The sequence below is a fragment of the Marinomonas spartinae genome (assembly GCF_900089775.1).
GTDB lineage: Bacteria > Pseudomonadota > Gammaproteobacteria > Pseudomonadales > Marinomonadaceae > Marinomonas > Marinomonas spartinae.
Genome location: NZ_FLOB01000014.1, coordinates 77,224 through 97,313, shown reverse-complemented (window position 1 = coordinate 97,313; position 20,090 = coordinate 77,224). Strand labels below are relative to the sequence as shown.

At 42.6% G+C, this 20,090-nt stretch carries 18 protein-coding genes; 9 read left to right on the top strand and 9 right to left on the bottom strand.

Features of this window, described 5'->3' with window-relative positions; genetic code table 11:
- The first annotated feature begins 372 nt into the window (after nucleotides 1-372).
- Genes MSP8886_RS19165 through MSP8886_RS19155 form a run of 3 tightly spaced genes read left to right on the top strand, consistent with a single transcriptional unit; the run spans nucleotide 373 to nucleotide 2,796 of the window.
- The gene (locus MSP8886_RS19165; RefSeq protein WP_067019729.1) at nucleotides 373-1,239 is read left to right on the top strand and encodes an alpha/beta fold hydrolase; all 867 of its coding nucleotides are present in this window, start codon (nucleotides 373-375) and stop codon (nucleotides 1,237-1,239) included.
- A gap of 52 nt (nucleotides 1,240-1,291) precedes the next feature.
- Nucleotides 1,292-2,167, top strand: coding sequence for a GGDEF domain-containing protein (locus tag MSP8886_RS19160; RefSeq protein WP_175365324.1), 876 nt, complete (start codon nucleotides 1,292-1,294; stop codon nucleotides 2,165-2,167).
- 23 nt (nucleotides 2,168-2,190) lie between these two features.
- On the top strand, nucleotides 2,191-2,796 hold the full coding sequence (locus MSP8886_RS19155; RefSeq protein ID WP_067019723.1) for a pyridoxamine 5'-phosphate oxidase family protein: 606 nt from the start codon (nucleotides 2,191-2,193) through the stop codon (nucleotides 2,794-2,796).
- Nucleotides 2,797-2,831: 35 nt separating this feature from the next.
- Here the strand turns inward: MSP8886_RS19155 and MSP8886_RS19150 are convergent, their stop codons facing one another.
- On the bottom strand, nucleotides 2,832-4,259 hold the full coding sequence (locus MSP8886_RS19150; RefSeq protein WP_067019720.1) for an L-serine ammonia-lyase: 1,428 nt from the start codon (nucleotides 4,257-4,259) through the stop codon (nucleotides 2,832-2,834).
- A 214-nt stretch (nucleotides 4,260-4,473) separates the two neighbouring features.
- Here MSP8886_RS19150 and MSP8886_RS19145 point away from each other — a divergent pair, with 214 nt between their 5' ends.
- The gene (locus MSP8886_RS19145; RefSeq protein ID WP_083201046.1) at nucleotides 4,474-5,373 is read left to right on the top strand and encodes a homocysteine S-methyltransferase family protein; all 900 of its coding nucleotides are present in this window, start codon (nucleotides 4,474-4,476) and stop codon (nucleotides 5,371-5,373) included.
- Between the two features lie 313 nt (nucleotides 5,374-5,686).
- On the opposite strand, the gene MSP8886_RS19140 is transcribed toward MSP8886_RS19145, so the two are convergent.
- From MSP8886_RS19140 to MSP8886_RS19125, 4 genes are read right to left on the bottom strand one after another with little or no spacing between them, the layout of a single operon-like run.
- The gene (locus MSP8886_RS19140; protein ID WP_067019717.1) at nucleotides 5,687-6,076 is read right to left on the bottom strand and encodes an NUDIX hydrolase; all 390 of its coding nucleotides are present in this window, start codon (nucleotides 6,074-6,076) and stop codon (nucleotides 5,687-5,689) included.
- 53 nt (nucleotides 6,077-6,129) lie between these two features.
- On the bottom strand, nucleotides 6,130-6,774 hold the full coding sequence (locus MSP8886_RS19135; protein WP_067019713.1) for a PqiC family protein: 645 nt from the start codon (nucleotides 6,772-6,774) through the stop codon (nucleotides 6,130-6,132).
- A 12-nt stretch (nucleotides 6,775-6,786) separates the two neighbouring features.
- Complete coding sequence (gene pqiB / locus MSP8886_RS19130) at nucleotides 6,787-8,436, bottom strand: intermembrane transport protein PqiB (RefSeq protein WP_067019710.1); 1,650 nt, start codon at nucleotides 8,434-8,436, stop codon at nucleotides 6,787-6,789.
- Between the two features lie 41 nt (nucleotides 8,437-8,477).
- On the bottom strand, nucleotides 8,478-9,725 hold the full coding sequence (locus MSP8886_RS19125) for a PqiA/YebS family transporter subunit (protein ID WP_067019707.1): 1,248 nt from the start codon (nucleotides 9,723-9,725) through the stop codon (nucleotides 8,478-8,480).
- A 501-nt stretch (nucleotides 9,726-10,226) separates the two neighbouring features.
- Here MSP8886_RS19125 and MSP8886_RS19120 point away from each other — a divergent pair.
- Entirely contained in the window at nucleotides 10,227-11,846 is a 1,620-nt protein-coding gene (locus MSP8886_RS19120; RefSeq protein ID WP_083201045.1) for a glucan biosynthesis protein G, read from the top strand.
- Nucleotides 11,828-13,969 carry a glucans biosynthesis glucosyltransferase MdoH gene (gene mdoH, locus MSP8886_RS19115; protein ID WP_245659150.1) on the top strand — a complete coding sequence of 714 codons (2,142 nt, stop codon included), beginning with the start codon at nucleotides 11,828-11,830 and terminating at the stop codon, nucleotides 13,967-13,969. The genes MSP8886_RS19120 and mdoH overlap by 19 nt, the downstream gene beginning before the upstream one ends.
- 55 nt (nucleotides 13,970-14,024) lie before the next feature.
- Here mdoH and MSP8886_RS19110 read toward each other — a convergent pair whose 3' ends face one another.
- Nucleotides 14,025-14,495 (bottom strand): GNAT family N-acetyltransferase, encoded by a 471-nt coding sequence (locus MSP8886_RS19110; protein ID WP_067019704.1) that lies wholly within the window; start codon nucleotides 14,493-14,495, stop codon nucleotides 14,025-14,027.
- Nucleotides 14,496-15,521: a 23S rRNA pseudouridine(2604) synthase RluF gene (gene rluF / locus MSP8886_RS19105; RefSeq protein WP_067019701.1), complete on the bottom strand. Its 1,026-nt coding sequence runs from the start codon at nucleotides 15,519-15,521 to the stop codon at nucleotides 14,496-14,498.
- 241 nt (nucleotides 15,522-15,762) lie between these two features.
- Here rluF and MSP8886_RS19100 point away from each other — a divergent pair, with 241 nt between their 5' ends.
- Entirely contained in the window at nucleotides 15,763-16,269 is a 507-nt protein-coding gene (locus MSP8886_RS19100) for a cytochrome b (protein ID WP_067019698.1), read from the top strand.
- A 69-nt stretch (nucleotides 16,270-16,338) separates the two neighbouring features.
- On the opposite strand, the gene MSP8886_RS19095 is transcribed toward MSP8886_RS19100, so the two are convergent.
- Nucleotides 16,339-16,626, bottom strand: coding sequence for a hypothetical protein (locus tag MSP8886_RS19095; protein WP_067019695.1), 288 nt, complete (start codon nucleotides 16,624-16,626; stop codon nucleotides 16,339-16,341).
- A gap of 276 nt (nucleotides 16,627-16,902) precedes the next feature.
- Between MSP8886_RS19095 and MSP8886_RS19090 the strand changes: the two genes are divergently transcribed.
- Both MSP8886_RS19090 and MSP8886_RS19085 read left to right on the top strand, forming a co-directional pair.
- Complete coding sequence (locus MSP8886_RS19090; RefSeq protein ID WP_067019692.1) at nucleotides 16,903-17,520, top strand: MarC family protein; 618 nt, start codon at nucleotides 16,903-16,905, stop codon at nucleotides 17,518-17,520.
- A gap of 121 nt (nucleotides 17,521-17,641) precedes the next feature.
- Complete coding sequence (locus tag MSP8886_RS19085) at nucleotides 17,642-18,712, top strand: FAD:protein FMN transferase (RefSeq protein ID WP_067019689.1); 1,071 nt, start codon at nucleotides 17,642-17,644, stop codon at nucleotides 18,710-18,712.
- 65 nt (nucleotides 18,713-18,777) lie between these two features.
- Here the strand turns inward: MSP8886_RS19085 and MSP8886_RS19080 are convergent, their stop codons facing one another.
- A complete protein-coding gene (locus tag MSP8886_RS19080; RefSeq protein ID WP_067019686.1) occupies nucleotides 18,778-19,749 on the bottom strand; it encodes an acyltransferase family protein in 972 nt (323 codons plus the stop codon).
- Between the last annotated feature and the right edge of the window lie 341 nt (nucleotides 19,750-20,090).

Sequence of the window (20,090 nt, the reverse complement as noted above, 5' to 3'; positions counted from 1 at the left end):
CTGAGTTTCTGTAAGATGGCTTCTTTAAAGGCTCTTGAATGTCTTTGGTAATCCACTGGTTTTAACTTACCGCCCCCTGTCTATTTATAATATCAAATGAGGCGACAACTATCCTGACACAGGGGGATAATTTAAACTTAAAATCATCCCTATCAGGCATTCGAAAACTCAAATATACTATACTCCACCATTGAGGCGCATTCCAAAAAATTGCCAACTGGCCATCTTTTGTATCGCGGCTTAATGGGTCACGTACTGAACGACTTGGCAATATAAAACCTTCGTATCCCATACTATTCAAAACACCAAGGAAAGAGTGGCCTCCTTCCCTCAACCTTATCCCCTCTTGACTCAATAACAGGGAGAGACAACATGGAAACATCCATCAGCAACACTCAGTTTAATGCTTTAGATATCAAACGCCGTAATCATATCAACATCCTGGGCGAAGGCGAGGATGTCATCCTGTTAGCCCATGGTTTTGGTTGTAGCCAAAACATGTGGCGCTTTTTAACACCCTACCTAGAAAAACAGTACAAAGTCGTTTTGTTTGATTATGTCGGCAGCGGCAATTCAGACGTTCGGGCCTATCAAAAAAACCGCTATAGCCAGCTAGAAGGTTACGCGCTGGATGTGATCGAAATTTGTGATTCATTGGATTTTTCCAACGTACTCTTTGTCGGACATTCGGTCGGTGCAACCATCGGCTTAATTACGGCCCAGAAAAGGCCTGATTTGATCGACAAACTGGTTATGGTGTGCCCTTCTCCCTGCTTTTTAAATTTGAATGATGGTTATTCTGGTGGCTTTGAAAAAAGTGATTTAGAAGAACTCGTCAACTTAATGGACAAAAATTACATAGGATGGGGCAACTATCTCGCCCCTTTGGTCATGAACAGCACCCCTTCAGAAACAGATACAGAACAAGAAACGGACGATGCACTGGTACAAGAATTACTCACTAGCTTTTGCTCAACAGACCCAACCTATTCTAAACCGTTCGCCATAGCAACCTTCTTTTCTGACTACCGCCACTTACTGCCGAAAGTCCACCAGCCCTGCTTAGTCATACAAAGTAAACAGGATACTTTAGTGCCCGTTGAAGTAGGTAAATATACGCAAAAACAGCTACCTAATGCTAAGCTGGATATTATTAATGGCAAAGGACATTGTTTGCATATGACGTACCCATTACAAGTACTCAACTGCATTCAAGATTTTATTGATCAAACTCAATAAGGAGACCAGTAAGCAGATGGAGATGGACCCCCATATATTTCCATGTGGCCTTATGGTCAGTGATTTTCAGGAACAGAAAATTCTGCAACTCAATGCATACATTGAGAACGAGTTTGGCTTTGCCAAAGAAAGCTTAATAGGCCAACCCATTACGGCTCTTTTTACCAAAGCCAGTATTCTCTTTTTAGAACATTATTTTTACCCAATGCTGTTACAAGATGGCAAAGTATCCGAGCTACAAGTCATGCTGCTCTCGGCGAAGAAAGAGCCTGTTCCTGTCACCATCAACGCGACCCTATCCCAGCAAGGTAAAATCCATTGGGCGTTATTCAGCGCCATTAATCGAGACCAACTCTATCAAGAGCTTATCAATACGAGGGATAAGCTCGAAGACAAAACCAAAGCTCTAACCATCACCTCTGCCACTGATGAACTGACAGGATTACTCAATAGAAGAGAGGCGACAAAACGAGCAAATGAAATGATCCAGCAGACAAAACGTGCCGACTTAATGTTGTCTTTTATTCTGTTAGATATCGATTATTTCAAAAGAGTCAATGACACATTTGGTCATCAAAAAGGGGATAAAATACTCATTGAGATGTCGAAAGTCTTGGTAAACACAGTTCGTTCCTGTGACATTGTGGCTCGCTGGGGTGGGGAGGAATTTTTAATTGTCCTTTATAACACGCCCATAGACAAGGCCAACACCTTTTGCCAACGACTTCATGACAGGATCAATCAAATCGCAATAGGTCGCGACACCTTACATGTCAGCATTGGCATGACAGGTTACCCAATCGATAAGCAAGCCTTAAATCTTGATGAAATCATTTGGCAGGCAGACGAAGCCTTGTATGATGCCAAAGAAAGAGGGCGTAACCAAACACGTCTATTCAAAGAGAGTTTGTTACTGGATAAGAGATAACAACCAGTCAAGGAAATAATACAATGCCTATTCAATCTGAAGTCGAGTTAAGAGAAATCTTTGGTCATGCTAAGGGTCGTGCTGCACAAAAACAACTTTCTCAGCTAGAACCCCATAGCATGCGATTTATTGAACTGTCTCCTTTTATGACCATCTCAACATTCAATCAGTCTGGCAAGCTAGATTGCTCTCCTAGAGGAGGCGCCGCAGGTTTCGTTAAAATTCTGGATACCAATCGTCTTCTCATCCCCGAAGCAAAAGGCAATAACCGATTGGACTCTTTAGTCAACATTATAGAAACAGGCAAGATTGGCTGCCTGTTTTTAATTCCGGGGGTCGATGAGACGCTACGAATCAATGGCACAGCAAGCATCAGCACTTGCCCAGAACACCTTGCTCATTTTGCAAAAGAGAAAAACCCTCCTAAAGCGTGTATCGACATCACCATTGAAGAAGTATTTTTACACTGTGCTAAATCCCTGATGCGCTCCAAGCTCTGGTCAGAATCTACTAAGATAGAGCGCTCCAAGCTGCCAACCATGGGTCAAATGATCAAAGATCAGTTGCAACTGAGCGAAGAACCAGAAAGCCAAGAAGCAATGCTCAAGCGCTATCAGCCACTGCTATAGCGCCCAAAACATTCCTAAACAGGTACAGCCAACGATTAACACTCGGGCAAACGCACAGAAATATTCACCGCAAGACCACCTTGGGAGGTTTCTTTGTAACGGCTATTCATGTCTTGCGCCGTTTGCCACATAGTACGCACCACATCGTCTAGCGAGACTTTGGCATTGGCCGCTTCCGTATTTAAAGCAATATGTGCCGCCGTAATGGCCTTGATCGCCCCCATGCTATTGCGCTCAATACAAGGGATTTGCACTAGGCCACCAACCGGATCACATGTCATCCCCAAGTGATGTTCCATGGCGATTTCAGCCGCCATCAAGGCTTGTGCAGGGGAGCCACCTAACCCTTCGGTTAAAGCCGCTGCGGCCATCGCAGACGACACGCCAATTTCGGCCTGACACCCTCCCATCGCAGCAGAAATGGTCGCGCCACTTTTGAAAATACTGCCAATGGCCCCCGCGACCAATAAGAAGTGAATAAGATCGTCCTGAGTCACTTTTTGATCGGTAAAATACAGGTAATACATCATCACTGCAGGAATCACGCCAGCCGAACCATTAGTTGGTGAAGTCACAATACGTCCTAAAGCCGCATTCTCTTCATTCACCGCCAATGCAAAGCATCCCACCCACTTTAACGTATGTGAGAAATCTTTATGGCAAGCCCCGATAGCCTCAAACCATGCCTTCTCATCTAATTCATAGGAGTTGGGCATCAGCTTAGTAGCCAATTGAGCCGCTCGGCGCCCTACCTCTAGCCCACCAGGTAACACCCCTATCGTGTGACAACCTCGAAAAACAGCACTTTCCATCACCCGCCAAATAGCCCGTAATCCTTCTTTTGTTTCAGCTTTCGGACGTAATTGCTCTTCTAGCTTTAACATGGCCTGGGAGATGCTCACAGACGCCCCATCATGATCGCACAAAGCCAACAAATCCTTACCCGTTTCAGGAAAACCTAAACTTGGCTCGTTGATAACGTCTTCACCTTCCTCCCACAGAATGGCTCCTCCGCCAATGGAATAAGCTGTCTTTTGTGTCACTTCTTGCTCCTGTTCATCGTAGGCAATCAACGTCATACCGTTAGCATGCATCGGCAATCGTTCGCTCATATGATAAACAATGGCTGACGCCGGAGGAAAATGAACGTCTCGCTTGGCGGACAATAACAGTCGCCCCGTCGAAGTTATTAATCTAGGGATATTGTCTACATCCTCTAGGGGAACCGTTACAGGATCCGCTCCCGACAGCCCCATCATAATGGCAATATCAGTACAGTGACCTTGTCCTGTCAATGCCAAAGAACCATATAAAAAGACTCGAACACTATGAACGTTATCCAACAGCCCCTTATCTTCCAGTCCTTGAGCAAATGCTCTGCATATTTGCCAAGGCCCTAAAGTATGCGAACTGGATGGCCCAACGCCAATTTTTAAAATATCAAATACACCCACTGGCTTCATAATGATCTCTGCAATAAAAGACTCTAAAGTTGGCTAGTGTGACCACAATAGCGTTCATATAATTGAGCAAGACAGACATTTTATTCTCTAATTACGACGCTTCAATATAAATTCATCATATTCTTTCAACCACCTTATTTTTCTTGCTGTAATCGATTGAATAGTTAAAAAATGTCGTTAGAATTCTCCCTACTTTGCAGATCAGGTAAGAAAAATGACAGATATCACCATTCTTGACGGCGGCATGGGCCGTGAACTTGAGCGCCACGGCGCCCCCTTTAAACAGCCTGAATGGTCTGCTTTAGCCATGATGGAAGCCCCTGATATTGTTAAGGTTATTCACAAGGGCTATATAACCAGTGGTGCCCGCGTCATCACCACTAACAGCTACGCTTTAGTACCATTCCACATTGGCGAAGAGGTATTCAAAGCACGGGCTTATGAACTAGCAGAACTCGCAGGAAAAAAAGCACGTGAAGCGGCGGATGAAAGTGGCACACCTACCAAAGTAGCGGCTTCTATCGCTCCTATGTTCGGTTCTTACCGTGCAGATTTATATCAAGCTGAACGGGTCGAAGAACTCGCTACACCATTAATTAAAGCACAAAACGACTACGTGGATATTTGGCTATGTGAAACACAAAGCATGATAGATGAACCCACCAAAATTAAAGCCATCGTCGATAAAGTCGACACGGAACATAAACCATTTTGGGTAGCGTTCACGTTAGAAGATTCCAAACCAACGGAAGAGCCGCTTCTGCGCTCGGGCGAACGCGTTGTAGAAGCCGTAAAGGCCATGGAAGTCATCGGCGTTAACGCCATATTATTCAATTGCAGTCAGCCTGAAATCATTGGTGAAGCCATAAAATTAACCAAAGCCATACTGCAAAATAAAGCTATTCAGATTGGCGCTTATGCAAACGCTTTTCCTCCTCAGCCAAAAAATGCCACTGCAAATGAAAGCTTAAATGCCTTACGTCAAGACCTAACACCACCCGCTTACCTACAATGGGCGCAACAATGGATACAAGACGGAGCAACCCTAATTGGTGGCTGCTGCGGAATAGGACCAGAACATATCCAGGTCTTAGCCAACGAACTGACTGTCTAATCAATCACTAAGACGAACACAGCCTTATCTGATACATAAGGCTGTGTCTGGCGTACTCTTTGCCTAGAACACATTATCCATATAGAGAAAAACAATAGTGGTGTTTATTAACAAGCTGTGCTATCAACGCATCCCTCTCTAAACGTTTACTCTGCTCATCCCGTGCAAACGGCTTGGCCGCCACTTGGCTAATAGTCTCTATATCTTTTAGGGTGCCCCCACCACTCAGCGCCAGCGAAGTGTGTGCAATATTACACCTCCACCTTTTGCATTATCTAGGTACTCATTCGCGGTACTTTTTATTATTGCCATATCAAAGTGAAGAATATACTCGAAAATATTCCGATACAGCTACGACATCAGCTGCCACATCGATCGGCGCACTCTGCATCTCATGCCAAAACACCGTCTCCGCTTCTAGTGACTTGATTTGGCCTGTCCAACTGGGTATCACATAATAATGAATCAATTGCAGCTCGTTCGTAGGATGATACAGACTGCATAAATAGTGATGGGAGTCTGGTATCACATCCAATTCTTCTTTTAATTCCCGAATCAGTGTATCAAGCTGACTTTCCCCTGGTTCTATATGACCACCAGGAATAGCAATTAAGCTTGGGTCAGAGGCTTTATCATCCGCTCTTTTTTCTAACAGCACCTGCTCATCTTGAATCAACAGAAACGAAACACACTCACTAATCATTTCCACAATGCTCCACACATATTCTTAGAGAATAACCAAGAACAAAGACTTACTTATTTCTCCGTATTATTTTTCTCAACAACGGCCCCTTTATCAACCGAACTAAGGGTCTTCACCATGGGGTCAATTACTTTGTGAAACCACACCTTACCAAGGGTTTGCACAAGGGCTGGATATCCACTTTTTGGCAAACGTCCTTGGGCAACAAATTCTTTCGAAACCAGCACCTGTCCCGAGGACGAAATCAACTTCCAACGACCCGCAACATGAACCATCCCATTAAGATCTCCATAGAATGTATCAACATCTATACTTAAGTGCTCCGATGAAGAGACCAAAGCCTGCGATCCAAACCACTCGACATTGGGCATACGCTTAATTAAAGCTTGCAAGGTGATTCGGCTCAGTTGAGGTGCTAATGGTTCTGCCCACAAGTTTTGCTGAGACCGAAATACCTCCCCCTGTTTAGACACCAACACCATTTCATTGCCCGCAAGATAATCAGCCACTCTAATAGGCAACAGTTGAATCTGCGCAACTTGCTGCTTTTTATTGAGTAAGTCCGACGATATCGATGTCGTATTTTTGGCCTCCTGGTCCATCAAGAGATATTCATTACTTGGCACAACAGTCGTCGCACAACCTGTTAACAAACAGGATAAAGTCACCGCTATACAGAGATAATATCGACTGAGCATATGTTGAGTTTCCTATTGTTGTGTTCCCGCTCTGGGCTGAATGTCTTTCTGTGTTTTCTTATCAAAAATCAGAACATTTGGATCATTTCTTAATTCTCTTAATAAGGGTTGCAGCTCATTAAGAGACCGCTGTAATGATTCAATACTATCTCGAACAGGCCCGCCTATTTGACCGTCACCTTGATAGGTAACAAGCGTTTTCTTGAGCTCTTGAACTGCTTCTAACACTTGCTGTGGCAGAGCTTGGGTATCTTTTTTCTGCAGCAGAGCATTGAGGTCATTTGTTAACTTTTTAATACTCTGCAACGTATTACTCGCCTCGATCATTGTATGATTTACATGCGAAAAACTTTCGTCAATAGGCGCTTTGGATAGCTTATCTAGAATAATCGAGACTTTTGTTTCAATATTCGCCAAACTATTTGGCGTTGTTGGAAACACATCAATCCCTTTCAATGTTTTAGTCTTAATTCGTTGAGGACTCGCTACAACGTTCAAATCAATGATTTTCGCCCCAGTCAGTAAATTGCTGGTTTTTAATGAGGCTCTAAGACCATCATGAATACTTTTCTGAATCATGTTTTTAAATTCTTGCCGAGTCATACCATTGAGTTGATGATCCAATCGCTGTGGCTCTATTCGAGCAAGTACTGGAATCACAGGGTCCGTCATTGATGTAAGAGCACGTATATCTAATCCATTATAAGGCACTTGCATCACGGTACCGATGCGCAATCCGCGATACTCAACAGGGGCGCCAACTTCTAGGCCACTAACATTTTCTTTAAACAAAAACAAATAATTAATAAACTCGTTATATACGTGGTTTTGCGCAGATTGCTTGGAAGCATAAAGTTCGAATTGCGATAAATTTTTTACCGGATGTCCTATGTGTTGGTCTTTTAGCATGCCAAAGCTGATTCCCCCAGAAAACAAGGTTTCAAGAGAATCCAACCTTACTTCAAACCCCCGCGCAGAACTTTGCAACGAGAACCCTGGCGTAATCCAGAAATGTACAGCACTATTGACCAAAGAGTCATAAGGCGCACGGATAAATACTTGATAGGTAATGGCATTTTTCTTGATGTCGAATCCCACTTTTTCAATGTAGCCGACATCATAACCACGAAAGTGTACTGCTGTACCAACATCCATTTTCGAACTGCCGGTACTAAATAATTTCAGATGGATACCTTGGCTTTTATTGGTCGAAACAGGTGGGTTGGGAAGAATAGTAAAACGTGTCTTCAGTTCCCCCTTTAGACTGGGCTCCATTTCAATATAAGCCCCTGAAAGCAATGTCCCTAAACCACTAACTCCGGCTTTACCAATACGCGGCTTAACAACCCAAAACTGTGCATCCGCATGCAGCATTTTACTGGCATTTTTATTCATTTGGACAGTAATAATGGCTTGATTAAAATCATCACTCAAACGCACTGCTGTCACCATTCCCACGTCCACATTACGGGCTTTGACCTTGGTTTTCCCAGCCTCTATACCATCTGCGTTTTGCGCAATCAAAGTCACTTCTGGACCTTGATTGGACCAATTTTGATACACCATCCATCCGGCAACAAGCAAGGCGATTAGAGGAACAAACCAAATAGTATTAAAGCGGATTTTACGTACCTCTTGGAGGTTGTTATTGTCAGTACTCAAACCAAAATTCCTCAGTTAATCTAGCATGATATTTTTTATCATCACTCATCATGGGTATGCCCCTCTTTGTCCCAAAGCAATCTAGGGTCAAATGATTGCGCTGCTAACATAGTCAGTATCACTACACTGGCAAAGCATAAAGCGGCTTTTCCAGGGTAAATATTTAGCAGCCCCCCCAACTGAACCAGCCCAGTTAAAATAGCCACAACAAAAATATCGATCATGGACCAGCGACCGACGAACTCAGTCAAACGATACAAGGTGAGCTTTTTCATAATGCCATAGGAACTTGGGCGATAAGATTGCCAACACAACCAACTCAGCGCTAACATTTTCGCGATCGGAATAAACACGCTCGCAATCAAAATAATGGCCGCAACAGGGTAAGACCCCTCTGACCACAATAACAGTACACCACCAATAATCGTCGAGGGTGTAGTAGAGCCAAAATAGGTGGTCTCCATGATGGGAAAGACATTAGCAGGTACATACATAACCAAAGAGGCGATCAACAAAGCGATCGTGACTTTAATACTTTGCGGCTTCCTACTATTTGCCTTATGACCACAACGACTGCAGTGAGCCTCGTCAATGAGAAGAATAGCTCCGCAGGTTTGACAGCCTTTTACGCCTTGAGAGCGTGCAGTTTGCGAACTTAAAGCAATGCTCAGAGAAGGCGTCGCGACCTGATGCCAAAACCACCGAATATCCACCATCGAAATCGTCTTAACTAAACAGATAACAAAACCACAAAACGCCCAAAACGACAGTCCAAGATCAATCGATGCACTACCTTGCATTTTAATCAAAGCAACAATGACTCCGACCAAAAACACATCCACCATTAGCCAAGGCTGCACACCAACCAATATTCGAATAAAATAAGTCTGCAAGGTTTGATGACGACTTCTTTTTAAATACCAAACCAACAATATGACACTAAGAAGATACAGCGCTGGCAATATTAATAAAGCAATTAGAACCAACACCCCTAAAAATGTGAAAGAATTCAGCAACAAGGTCGATATCTCCTGCCAAAGACTGACCGTTCTACCAACACCAGCCACGGAAAAGCTCAGAAAGGGGAAACTTAAAGAGAGCACCAACATCAATATCCCAGATCCCCCAAAAGCCAAGAGATTACTCAACCTTTGTCTGGGATGATAAAACAAAGGGCTTCGACATCGAGCACAGCATAATTGCTGCCCTTCTTGTAACTCAGGGATAGGCGTCACCCAATCACACTCTTTACAAACCGTCGCATGATCACTTAAAAATGAGGGTTTCATATAAAAAGGGTACCAGCTATAAACATCGCTTCTATTCAACCAAAAGTTAAAAAAATCATATGACGACTAAGATCCCGAATGTAACAAAAAAATACATTCCCGGAGCCTTAGTCAATATTGTTTTATATAAACGAGCACTTTATTTGTCTAAAGAAAAGAACATCGAGTCGCAAGCAAATTCTTTTCAAAAAATATACATCAAAAACTAACTTTATGAGCTGCAAATCATTATTATATATAGATAATTGCTTACAACACCCAAAAAGCCATAAAATCAAATAAAAAGATTCGAGTCTGTTCCCCTTGGTCCTAATCTTTTACTCTCATGAAGCTACTTACATGAAGGTAAGTTATAAGAGATATTACTGAGATAAAATACGGCTCGCATCTTGCTGTGCTTAAATATACGACGTAACCATCATCCTCTAACGAAAGTTTTATATTACTATGAAAAATTTGACAACGTTTAGATACTTATATCTCTTATGCCTGCTGGGCCCTATGTTTTTTTGCCCTGTCGCTAGTGCTGACAGCACCAATCCAGTTCAAAAAGAGTCTGCTCCATCACAACAAGCAGCGCCACAAAACAATAAAGCGGAAAACCAACCAAAAGCCCCAGCAAAAAACAAAGAGCAAAAGGTTGTCGAAGAGTCCGTCAAAAAAGCACTACAGGATCCCAAATCCGGATATCAATTCACTGATCAAACCGTTATAGATATTGCCAAAAAACTGGCAAAATCCCCTATGGTGCCACCTCTTAAAGCACCAAAAGAGCTCACCGATATGAATTATTCAACGTATCGGAAAATAAACTTCCAACAAAACCAAGCGGTATGGGGGAATACACCGACACCTTTCTCTATCCAGCTTTTTGCACCTGGCTACATTTATAAGGATCTTGTCGATATCGATGTTGTTGAAAACGGTAGAGCCTTCCCTTTAGAGGTCTCACCCTCTTCTTTTTCCACTCCCAATAAAAAGTTGGCTAAATTAATCGATAAGGTCGGAAAGTACGCTGGGTTACGCTTACACTATCCCATCAATACGAAGGACCATAGTGATGAGTTTATTGTGTTTCAGGGAGCCACTTACTTCCGTGCCATTTCTAAAGGTCAGACCTATGGATTATCGGCTCGAGGCCTTGCAATCGATGTAGCTCAACCGACAGGGGAAGAGTTTCCCATGTTCAAACATTTCTGGATAGAGCGCCCTTCCGTCACTCAAAAAGCCATTGTGGTACACGCGTTGCTAGACAGCAAAAGTGTAACAGGCGCCTATCGGTTTGGCATTTATCCAGGATCTCCTACGCGCATCGACGTGAAAGCAACACTTTTCCCTCGACAAGACGTACCACATGTTGGTCTTGCACCATTAACGTCTATGTTTATGTTTGGCACAATGGATCCTTCAGACGAACCCGATTATAGACGTCGGGTTCATGACTCCGAAGGACTACAAATACAAACAGGCCATGGTGAAATATTATGGCGTCCTTTAAATAACCCCAAAACCTTACAAATCAGCTCTTTCTATGATAAGTCACCTAAAGGCTTTGGATTGATACAGCGTCATCGTAACTACAGTGACTATCAGGATTTAGAAGCCAACTATCAAACACGTCCTTCCGCTTGGGTAAAACCACTTAATGATTGGGGAGCTGGCCATGTTGAGCTTGTTGAAATACCATCTAATTCAGAAGGGAACGATAATATTGTCACCTATTGGCAACCAAAAGGTGGCCTTAAAAAAGACAAACCTTATAGCTTTTCATACCAATTAACTTGGCCTAATGACACTCCTGTATTAGCCAATAAGCCACACATTGTAAGAAGTGCAAAGGGCACTAAACTGTTTGGCAAATATAAAGGAAAACCCGAAGTCGTTATCGACTACAGTGATATAAATGTTGATGATATAAAGAAAATACACATTAATGCGTCTACCAGTGCAGGGAAGATTCTAGAAACGCATCTTGTAAAAAACCCCCACATTAATGGTATTCGCGTCTATGTGACGTTCGACACAGACAATGCCGATGTAGCAGAGCTACGAGTCGCATTATCAGAAAATCACAAAGAAATCGCCTCAACATGGCTTTACCGATGGTTGAAACAACAATGATGACGAATAATGTTTACAAGGCTGACCTAGGCACTTCTTTACCTGAAGAGTCACCGCTAGAAATGCCAAGACACAAGGTTCAAGAAGAACGCCAACCTGCAAAAAAGCTGTTTAACCAGCCTCTTATAAGCATCTTTCTGGCACGCCTTTTTGTGTTTTGTGTCACGGTCTATTTATCATGGTACGGTGCAACCGAAATGTTCGCCGTTCTAAACACTAACTCTATTGCCGGAATGCAGTGGGCTTTCCTTGTTTTATTTTGTATCAACTTTACATGGATTTCCTTTGCCTTTTCGCAAGCTGCGTTAGGTTTTTTTAGTCAGATAAACCCTTTTCGACGTAAGATCAAAGAGGCGGATCCAGAGACAGTCACCGCGATATTGCTACCCGTTTATAATGAAGATCCCATTCGTATTCGCGCCAGCATGGAAGCAATGTATAATGATTTAGTCGAAAAAGCCCCAGGGAAATTTGCCTTTTTCATTCTCAGTGACAGTAACAAAGCCCATTCGGCAGTGAAAGAAAAGCAAACCTTTTACCCTATTCTAAACAATGATACTGACAAGTGTCCGGTATATTATCGCCGCCGCTACAACAATGCCGAAAGAAAAGCGGGCAATATTGCCGATTGGGTAACCCGTTTTGGAGGCGCCTATGAAAGTATGATTGTGCTTGATGCCGACAGCTTGATGAGCGCAGACTGTTTGATCACTTTGTCCCGACGTATGGCAGCAGAACCAAACATGGGCTTAATCCAAACACTCCCGACTATTATTGAAGCCAATACTCTTTACAGCCGATTACAACAGTTCGCCAACCAGTGTTTCGGTCCTATATATGCCGCAGGCTTATCTGCATGGCATGGAAGTGCTTCCAACTTTTGGGGCCACAATGCCATCATTCGCACTAAAGCATTTGCCTCTGCTTGTGGTTTACCAATTTTATCCGGTAAACCTCCTTTTGGTGGCCACGTAATGAGCCATGACTTTATGGAGGCAGCAATGCTGCGCCGTGCAGGTTGGGGAGTTCGCTTTGATAATGACCTGCAAGCCAGCCATGAGGAAGCGCCGCCATCGCTGATTGATGTGATGGTTCGTGACCGTCGCTGGTGTCAGGGTAACTTACAACATAAAGCTTTCTTATTCGCCAAAGGGTTTCACTTTGCCACGCGCCTTCATATTATCTCAGGTATCTTCGCGTATTTAAGTGCCGTATTCTGGTTTTTACTGATTGCTGTGGGTTTTGCCCTTGCTTTACAAGCTCACTTTGTGCGCCCTGAATATTTTGCTAATCCATCACTGTTTCCAACTTGGCCTGTATTCGACTTTGAAAAAGCTCGCTTGCTGTTTGAAATATCAATGGCATTAATACTCGCCCCTAAAGTGTTTGGCTGGTTAAGTGCCATGATAAATCTACGCCGTTGTCGAGAATTTGGTGGACCTATTTTTCTGACAATCAATAGCTTACTAGAAATCGTTTTATCGGCAATGTATGCACCGATTTTGATGTTTTCGCAATTTCTTGTGGTATTTGATGTATTAAAAGGTCGAGACAGTGGCTGGTCTGCTCAGTCACGCGACGATGGCGCGACACCGCTAAAGACGGTATGTCGAGCTCATTTATCGCACACCATTTTAGGTGCAGGGTTAGCCGCCTCTACATTATACCTTAGCCCTCAGCTGTTCTATTGGTCGTTACCCATCAGCTTTGGCCTCACCTTTTCTATTCCTCTTTCTTGGCTCAGTGGTGGCGCAAAACGTGGTAACCTACTGTCTGCTTTGGGCTTTTTAAAGTCCTCACAGGAAAAAAGGCCAACACCAATTGTGAAACGATTACATGATGCGCAGCAGCAACTTGACCGTATCGACACGCAAGATGGTTTATCCGCTTTACATAGAATGACTCAAGATGAGCATTTTTATCGCTGGCACTTGGCACAAATGCCCGAAGAAGACTTAGCTACTTTAAGTCGTCCCCGTATTTGTGCAGAGTGGCAAATAAAAATGAATGACAGCTTAGATGACTTGGTTAAAAACATCAAAGAAGAAGAGTGCTTAGCTATTTTGAAAAGCCGCTCTCTAATGGAAGCCATGGGCAAGTACCTGCCCGATAAAGCAGCTTAGAGTCCGAGAACAACATCAATACGAAACAAGTCGAGCCCACGCCCGACCTGTTTCGTTAAAGTGTTTTACGCATAAACACACGAGAATAACCTGCTTCTTGGCGACGCTCATACTCACGATAGCCTTTTCTACTATAAAGGGCCTGATTTTCCAGCATCCTTTCATGGGTATAAAGATAAATAGAGGAATAACCTAGCTGGCGCGCTTGTTCTTCTGCATGACGAAGTAACGCCCCACCAACCCCTAGCCCTTGATAATCAGGATGAATGGCCAGATTATCTAATAGATATCCCTCTTCTGTTTGCTTAAGCACCGCAAAACCCACCACCCTATGATGGTATTCTGCCACCCAAACTTGGTGCTGTTGGATAATCTGAATATAATCTTCCAACATAGGGGCTGGCCGCTGACCAAGTTGCTCAACATATTTCTTATAGGAAAGGTGCGCACAATCAGCCAGACTAATTGCCTCATTTAGGCGAGCCAAACGAATCAAAAGTGTCTTTTCATCATGTTCGACCACCATCTATCTACTCCCTTTGTTGGCTTTCGTCGGTCTCGGTGAGCGCTTTGCTGGCCGAGACTTTCCAGCGACAGGGGATCTACCTCCTTTTGCTGGCTTCCCGCTATTCGGTGCCCCCTTTCCTGGTTTGTTAGGTTGATCAATAGGTGTTCGTCCTGCCCCTTTAGACGACCCCTTTCCTGCGGGCTTATGACGATTTCCCGGCGTGTTTTTACCCGATGCGGCGTTCGGCTTTTTCTTAACCGATGGACGCTCTCCCGAGGAGAGTTTAGCTTTGTGGTTTTTCTTAGAAGTCACATTGGATTCTGATGAAGAACCTTCAATGGCCTTAAACAAACGATCTATTTCTTTTGGCGTAAAGTCCCGCCATTCACCAACGGGTAAGCCTTTTAGATCAATATGCATAATGCGAACACGTTCAAGCTTGATCACCTCGTACCCAAAGTGCTCTGCCATGCGACGAATCTGGCGATTCAGCCCTTGAACCAAGGTAATACGAAAAACGTTATTTGCTTCCTTGGATACTTGACACTTTTTCGTCATCGTCCCCAATATTGGGACACCATTCGCCATACCGCTAACAAAAGACTCAGTGATCGGTTTATTGACCGTTACTAAATACTCTTTTTCGTGATTATTTCCAGCGCGAAGCACCTTGTTAACCAAGTCCCCATTATTGGTCAAAAAAATTAGACCTTGCGACTCTTTATCCAAACGACCGATAGGAAAAATTCGCACACCATGACCAACAAAACTGACAATATTATCGCGCTCTGCACTTTCCGTCGTACTGACGATACCAACCGGCTTGTTTAATGCAATAAGAACAAAATCTTCCGCATCTTTTGGCTCAATCAACTGCCCATTTACTCTTACAGTATCACCCGGAGCAACTTGATCTCCTACTTTCGCCCGCTTGCCATTGATAAACACATTCCCCTGCTCAATAAAGCGGTCTGCATCACGTCTGGAGCAGATACCACTTTCGCTAATGTACTTATTCAAACGAGTTGTTGACGTGTTCAGCATAAAAATATCTTAAAGTCCTGTGGTTAAAAATACTAAAAATGATCACTGCGATCAAAAATCGCATATAGATAAAAACCGATCTATATTCTTAGTAAACATACGTTAACAGTATATAGGAAATACAATAAGCACGCGCTACTTGGCAGAGGAACGAATGGTCTTAGGGAGTCTTACTTCCCAATCTTTTTTTCACACTTTGATTGCTAATATTCAGACATTATTAGATTAAGAGGAAAACCATATGCCATCTAAGACACCATTAACAAATCCACCCTCCTACAACATGGCGCAAATTTTTCTACATTGGTCCATTGCTGTCTTGATCATTGCGAACTACTTTATTAGCGATGGTATGGGGCATATGCTACGCCAACATATCGAAAACGCTTCTAGCACACTCAACTGGGTGGGAAATTTTCATATTTACGTGGGCTTAACCATACTCGGATTAATGGTTATACGCGTTTTCGTGAGGTTGTTCAGCAAAACACCAGAACAAAAAACAGCAGGAAATGAGACCTTAGACAAGATCTCCCACTGGGTGCACATCGCTCTATACTGGTTGATGTTCTTAGTACCCGCTTTTGGTGCTGCCTCTTGGTACCTAAAAATTCATGTTTTGGGGGATATTCATCAAATCACCATGAACATCATGATGGGCTTAATTCTCCTTCATGCATTGGCCGCTCTATTCCATCAATATGTATTAAAAGATGGACTCCTTCTTCGCATGTTAGGGCGCTCCTAAATCTAGGCAAAAGCAAAATACTTAGTATCGATTCAGGCCATCCTTCAGCATCGCCTGAATCTTTGCTTTTTAATGTGGAAGAATAGATGTCCCCTGAACTTCTAGGACACTTTTTGCCTCTGTACGTTCAATAATTTTTACTAACGCAGACTGAATGAATTCATCTTCCCGCACATTTCCCTTACTAGAAAAACGCTGCTCTTGAGGGGAAGCACCATCTTCCAAGACAAACACAGCGATAACCTCATTAGCAAGATCTAACGATTCTCCAAAGTACATTAAGGTAAGTTGTGGGTAACCTTTAAAACCCATTTTGACTCGTTTGGCTATACGTTTTTTTGCTTTCTCTACATTCATGTTTGGCTTTCCAGATTATCAAAACAGACCTTAATGACGTGAATAAAAACGTCGCCAGAAAAGCAAGAGTAGCACTAATGCCACACCATAAAGAATTAAATACACCAAAAAAATAAAAAACTGAATAGAGCACCATCCAAACAGTGCCTCTTGTCATAACGGCAGCAATCAACCTCCAGTCAGGGTAGACCTTATCGCTAGATTACGGGAAAATAGTGCTATCCTAGATGGCACAGCACATTGCCCCCCAGACCAGTAATCTAAAAGCGAGCCCAAATGACCCCTTTGTTAGAACATGCCTTAACTGTGTTTATGGCTTTTTTTGCCATTATGAACCCAATTGCTAATACGGTAGTTTTTGCAGGCCTAACAGGCCATAAAAGCAAGTCAGAGCAACTTAAAGTCGCCAAAAAAGCATTACTGTTGACGTTCTTAATCATTTTAGTCTTTTCCGTTTTAGGAAAAACGCTTTTCCATTTGTTCGGTATAACCTTACCAGCCTTGAGAATAACCGGGGGATGCTTAGTCTTCTTAGTGGGCTATCAAATGCTTCACGGGGAAAGTTCAAAACTCCACAGCCCAAAAGATAACGACGACTCAGACGAGGCGGTTTCGCCTTTAGCAGTACCGCTTCTAGCTGGCCCAGGCACCATCGCAACTGCCATGAATTATTCTGCCGCTGGAGGATGGCAAGAAATAGCTATTACCGTATTAGTCTTTCTCGTTCTGTGTTTTATTACATTTTTTTGTTTTATTTTCAGTTCAAAAATACTTTCTTCCGTCAGTCAGAACGGATTGAGTATTGTCACTCGCTTAATGGGGCTAATTCTTGCCGTTATTGGTGTACAGATGCTTATCACAGGAATCAACGCAGCAATCCATTTTGGCTCCTAATATTTAGCGCGAAACAACAGCAAGGGCTGATTCGTACCTTATATAATCTCCCTAATATCCCTAGAGTTACATTGTGCTGACTGGTAAACTGCTTCTTCCAATTTTCTGTGGACAGAACTTCATGCAAACTTCAACTCTACATCGTTCAAAGTGCCCCTCTATTATTGGGTTAACCGCCATTATTTTCGCAGCCAGTTTACTAGCTGGCTGCAGTAAACCACCACAAGAACAACACATTGAGGGCTATGCCCAAGGTACCACTTACCATATCACTTTTTGGTCGAAGAAGACGGTACCGACTGATGAAGTGGAATCTTCTTTCAATACCACCTTGGCACAGATAGATGAAGAATTATCGACCTATCGACCAGATTCCTACATTTCCAAATTCAATTCCAGTAAATCGACAAAATGGCAACCAGCCTCCCAGAATTTTATTGATTTGATCAACATCGCTAAAGACATTAACAAAAAGTCAGAAGGTTGTTACGACCCAACCATAGGCCCCCTATTTGATTTATGGGGCTTTAAAAAAGACACACTTCATGTACCAACCGACGCAGAAATAGCAGCAACAAAAGCGGATATGGGACTGGATAAAATCCAAGTTGACGAAAAAGACAAACTTATTCGTAAAACTAACCCATTAGTCCAATTGGATTTCTCCTCCATGGGAGAAGGCTACACCATAGGTAAACTGAGCAAGATACTTGAATCTAAAGGAATCAATAACTATCTTGTTGAGTTTGGTGGTGACATGAAAATCAAAGGCCATAAACCAGATGGAAAAAAATGGCGCATCGCTATTCAGCGCCCTATCAAAGAAAAAGATGGTTCACAGAAAGTATATAAGATCGTTACCATCGAAGATGAAAAAGGCGTCACCCTAGATACATCTGGAACGTACAACCACTACTTTGACGACAAAGGTGTGGAGTACTCTCATATCCTAAACCCAAGCACAGGCCGCCCAGTCACTCATGATTTGGTTTCTGCTTCTGTTTTCGGCACAGATCCTAGAATCAGTGATGCTTGGGCAACCACAATGCTATGCCTTGGTCCTGTCGAAGGGGCTAAAATCGCCAAAAAACAACATCTCGAGGTGTTCTTTATAGAACATAAAAATGGCAAATTTGTAAACTCCGAGAGTGAAGCACTCTCTTCTACTAAGCGCCTCAAATTCGACAAATAATCCTTCATCACAATGAAAGTTGGGTAAGCTTACTTACTCAACTTTTCTGCATAGTCAAACAACTCTTACAAAAGATACTTCCACCTAGCATTTAACTTAATCAGAAAAAAAGCAGCCACAAGCGTAAGAGGTATCGCAGGAAGCATCAATTTTATACCGACTAGACTCGTCTCATTGCGCAGGATATTTAGAAAGAATAAGTGAACGAAAAAGACAGCAGAGGAATATAAAGCAATTTTCTTACTGTCAAATGGTGTCGTCATTTTCATACAGAGAAGAAAGAGTGCTGGGCAAACAACAATCAAAGAAAGAAAGTTATCAAACCCCTTTTGTCCGTGGGTTAATACAAAATCAGTATAGGACTCTGACAGTAAAGCCAACATTCCTAATACACTTAAAACAATAGCGGCACGCCAAGAAATAGATTGATGAAATGCGTGTTTATGGATCAGAAAACCAATAGCTAGAAACGGAAAAGAGAGCAGTAACGGCCCCCTATGAAGAGGGGTGAACGTCAATATTTCATTGACATTAACACTATGGAACCACTGATAATTACCTGCATATTGAATAAATACACCAAGCAAAAATGTCACTATGATGCAGGTTAACAAAAAAGCACTAGAGGCATCTCTAAAACAGTACAGTAATCCAGCCCCCATCAACATACCGGATAGATACCAAAGATGATAATATCCAAAAATCAAGGTTTCAGATAAATTTAGAAAGCTCTCCCATGAATCATCTGTCCACTGCCACCAAAACACAGAGTATAAGGTCATCCAGATGACATAGAGAATAGCTATTCTTTTAAACCAAGATGCATGCTTATCAGCAGAAACAACTGAAAAAAAGAAAAAGCCATTAATCACCAAAAAGACGGGCACCACAATTCTAAACAGCCCCTGAACGGTTAAATAGCTCATCAATGCATTCACTTGAGATAAAAAGCCAGCATGCAATGCAACCACCATAAAAGCCATCAATAATTTTAGAATATCCAAAGAAGCATTTCGTTCCAAAGCTATAACCCACATATTTTATCGGTCTATATACTCTATTTTCCAATTCTCATAGACGCAACCAAGGACTCGTAAAAAGCAAAAAGGAAGACGTAAAGTAAAGGGAATAAAATCCACCTTCTTTAAGCTCTCAGATTTGCGGCTACAACCAGTCAACTAGGAAAAGTGATCTAGCATAAAATTGAACAACAATTCATATTTCCTTATTTTTTTACTTAAACAGGAAAAACCATGACAACTTCTCACCCATCAACGCACCAAAAAAAAGCAAAATAACCTAGGTCATGCTTTATCTTTGTGCAATAACAGATGATATGGCTCTATTTTGAAACACGTCATTTCTAAGATAACGAGAG

What these genes read in the sequence shown, in the direction of transcription:
- MSP8886_RS19165 (WP_067019729.1), top strand. Translation starts at nt 373, where the DNA reads ATGGAAACATCCATCAGCAACACTCAGTTTAATGCTTTAGATATCAAA.
- MSP8886_RS19160 (WP_175365324.1), top strand. Translation starts at nt 1,292, where the DNA reads ATGGTCAGTGATTTTCAGGAACAGAAAATTCTGCAACTCAATGCATAC.
- MSP8886_RS19155 (WP_067019723.1), top strand. Translation starts at nt 2,191, where the DNA reads ATGCCTATTCAATCTGAAGTCGAGTTAAGAGAAATCTTTGGTCATGCT.
- MSP8886_RS19150 (WP_067019720.1), bottom strand. Translation starts at nt 4,259, where the DNA reads ATGAAGCCAGTGGGTGTATTTGATATTTTAAAAATTGGCGTTGGGCCA.
- MSP8886_RS19145 (WP_083201046.1), top strand. Translation starts at nt 4,474, where the DNA reads ATGACAGATATCACCATTCTTGACGGCGGCATGGGCCGTGAACTTGAG.
- MSP8886_RS19140 (WP_067019717.1), bottom strand. Translation starts at nt 6,076, where the DNA reads ATGATTAGTGAGTGTGTTTCGTTTCTGTTGATTCAAGATGAGCAGGTG.
- MSP8886_RS19135 (WP_067019713.1), bottom strand. Translation starts at nt 6,774, where the DNA reads ATGCTCAGTCGATATTATCTCTGTATAGCGGTGACTTTATCCTGTTTG.
- MSP8886_RS19125 (WP_067019707.1), bottom strand. Translation starts at nt 9,725, where the DNA reads ATGAAACCCTCATTTTTAAGTGATCATGCGACGGTTTGTAAAGAGTGT.
- MSP8886_RS19120 (WP_083201045.1), top strand. Translation starts at nt 10,227, where the DNA reads ATGTTTTTTTGCCCTGTCGCTAGTGCTGACAGCACCAATCCAGTTCAA.
- mdoH (WP_245659150.1), top strand. Translation starts at nt 11,828, where the DNA reads ATGGTTGAAACAACAATGATGACGAATAATGTTTACAAGGCTGACCTA.
- MSP8886_RS19110 (WP_067019704.1), bottom strand. Translation starts at nt 14,495, where the DNA reads ATGGTGGTCGAACATGATGAAAAGACACTTTTGATTCGTTTGGCTCGC.
- rluF (WP_067019701.1), bottom strand. Translation starts at nt 15,521, where the DNA reads ATGCTGAACACGTCAACAACTCGTTTGAATAAGTACATTAGCGAAAGT.
- MSP8886_RS19100 (WP_067019698.1), top strand. Translation starts at nt 15,763, where the DNA reads ATGCCATCTAAGACACCATTAACAAATCCACCCTCCTACAACATGGCG.
- MSP8886_RS19095 (WP_067019695.1), bottom strand. Translation starts at nt 16,626, where the DNA reads ATGAATGTAGAGAAAGCAAAAAAACGTATAGCCAAACGAGTCAAAATG.
- MSP8886_RS19090 (WP_067019692.1), top strand. Translation starts at nt 16,903, where the DNA reads ATGACCCCTTTGTTAGAACATGCCTTAACTGTGTTTATGGCTTTTTTT.
- MSP8886_RS19085 (WP_067019689.1), top strand. Translation starts at nt 17,642, where the DNA reads ATGCAAACTTCAACTCTACATCGTTCAAAGTGCCCCTCTATTATTGGG.
- MSP8886_RS19080 (WP_067019686.1), bottom strand. Translation starts at nt 19,749, where the DNA reads ATGTGGGTTATAGCTTTGGAACGAAATGCTTCTTTGGATATTCTAAAA.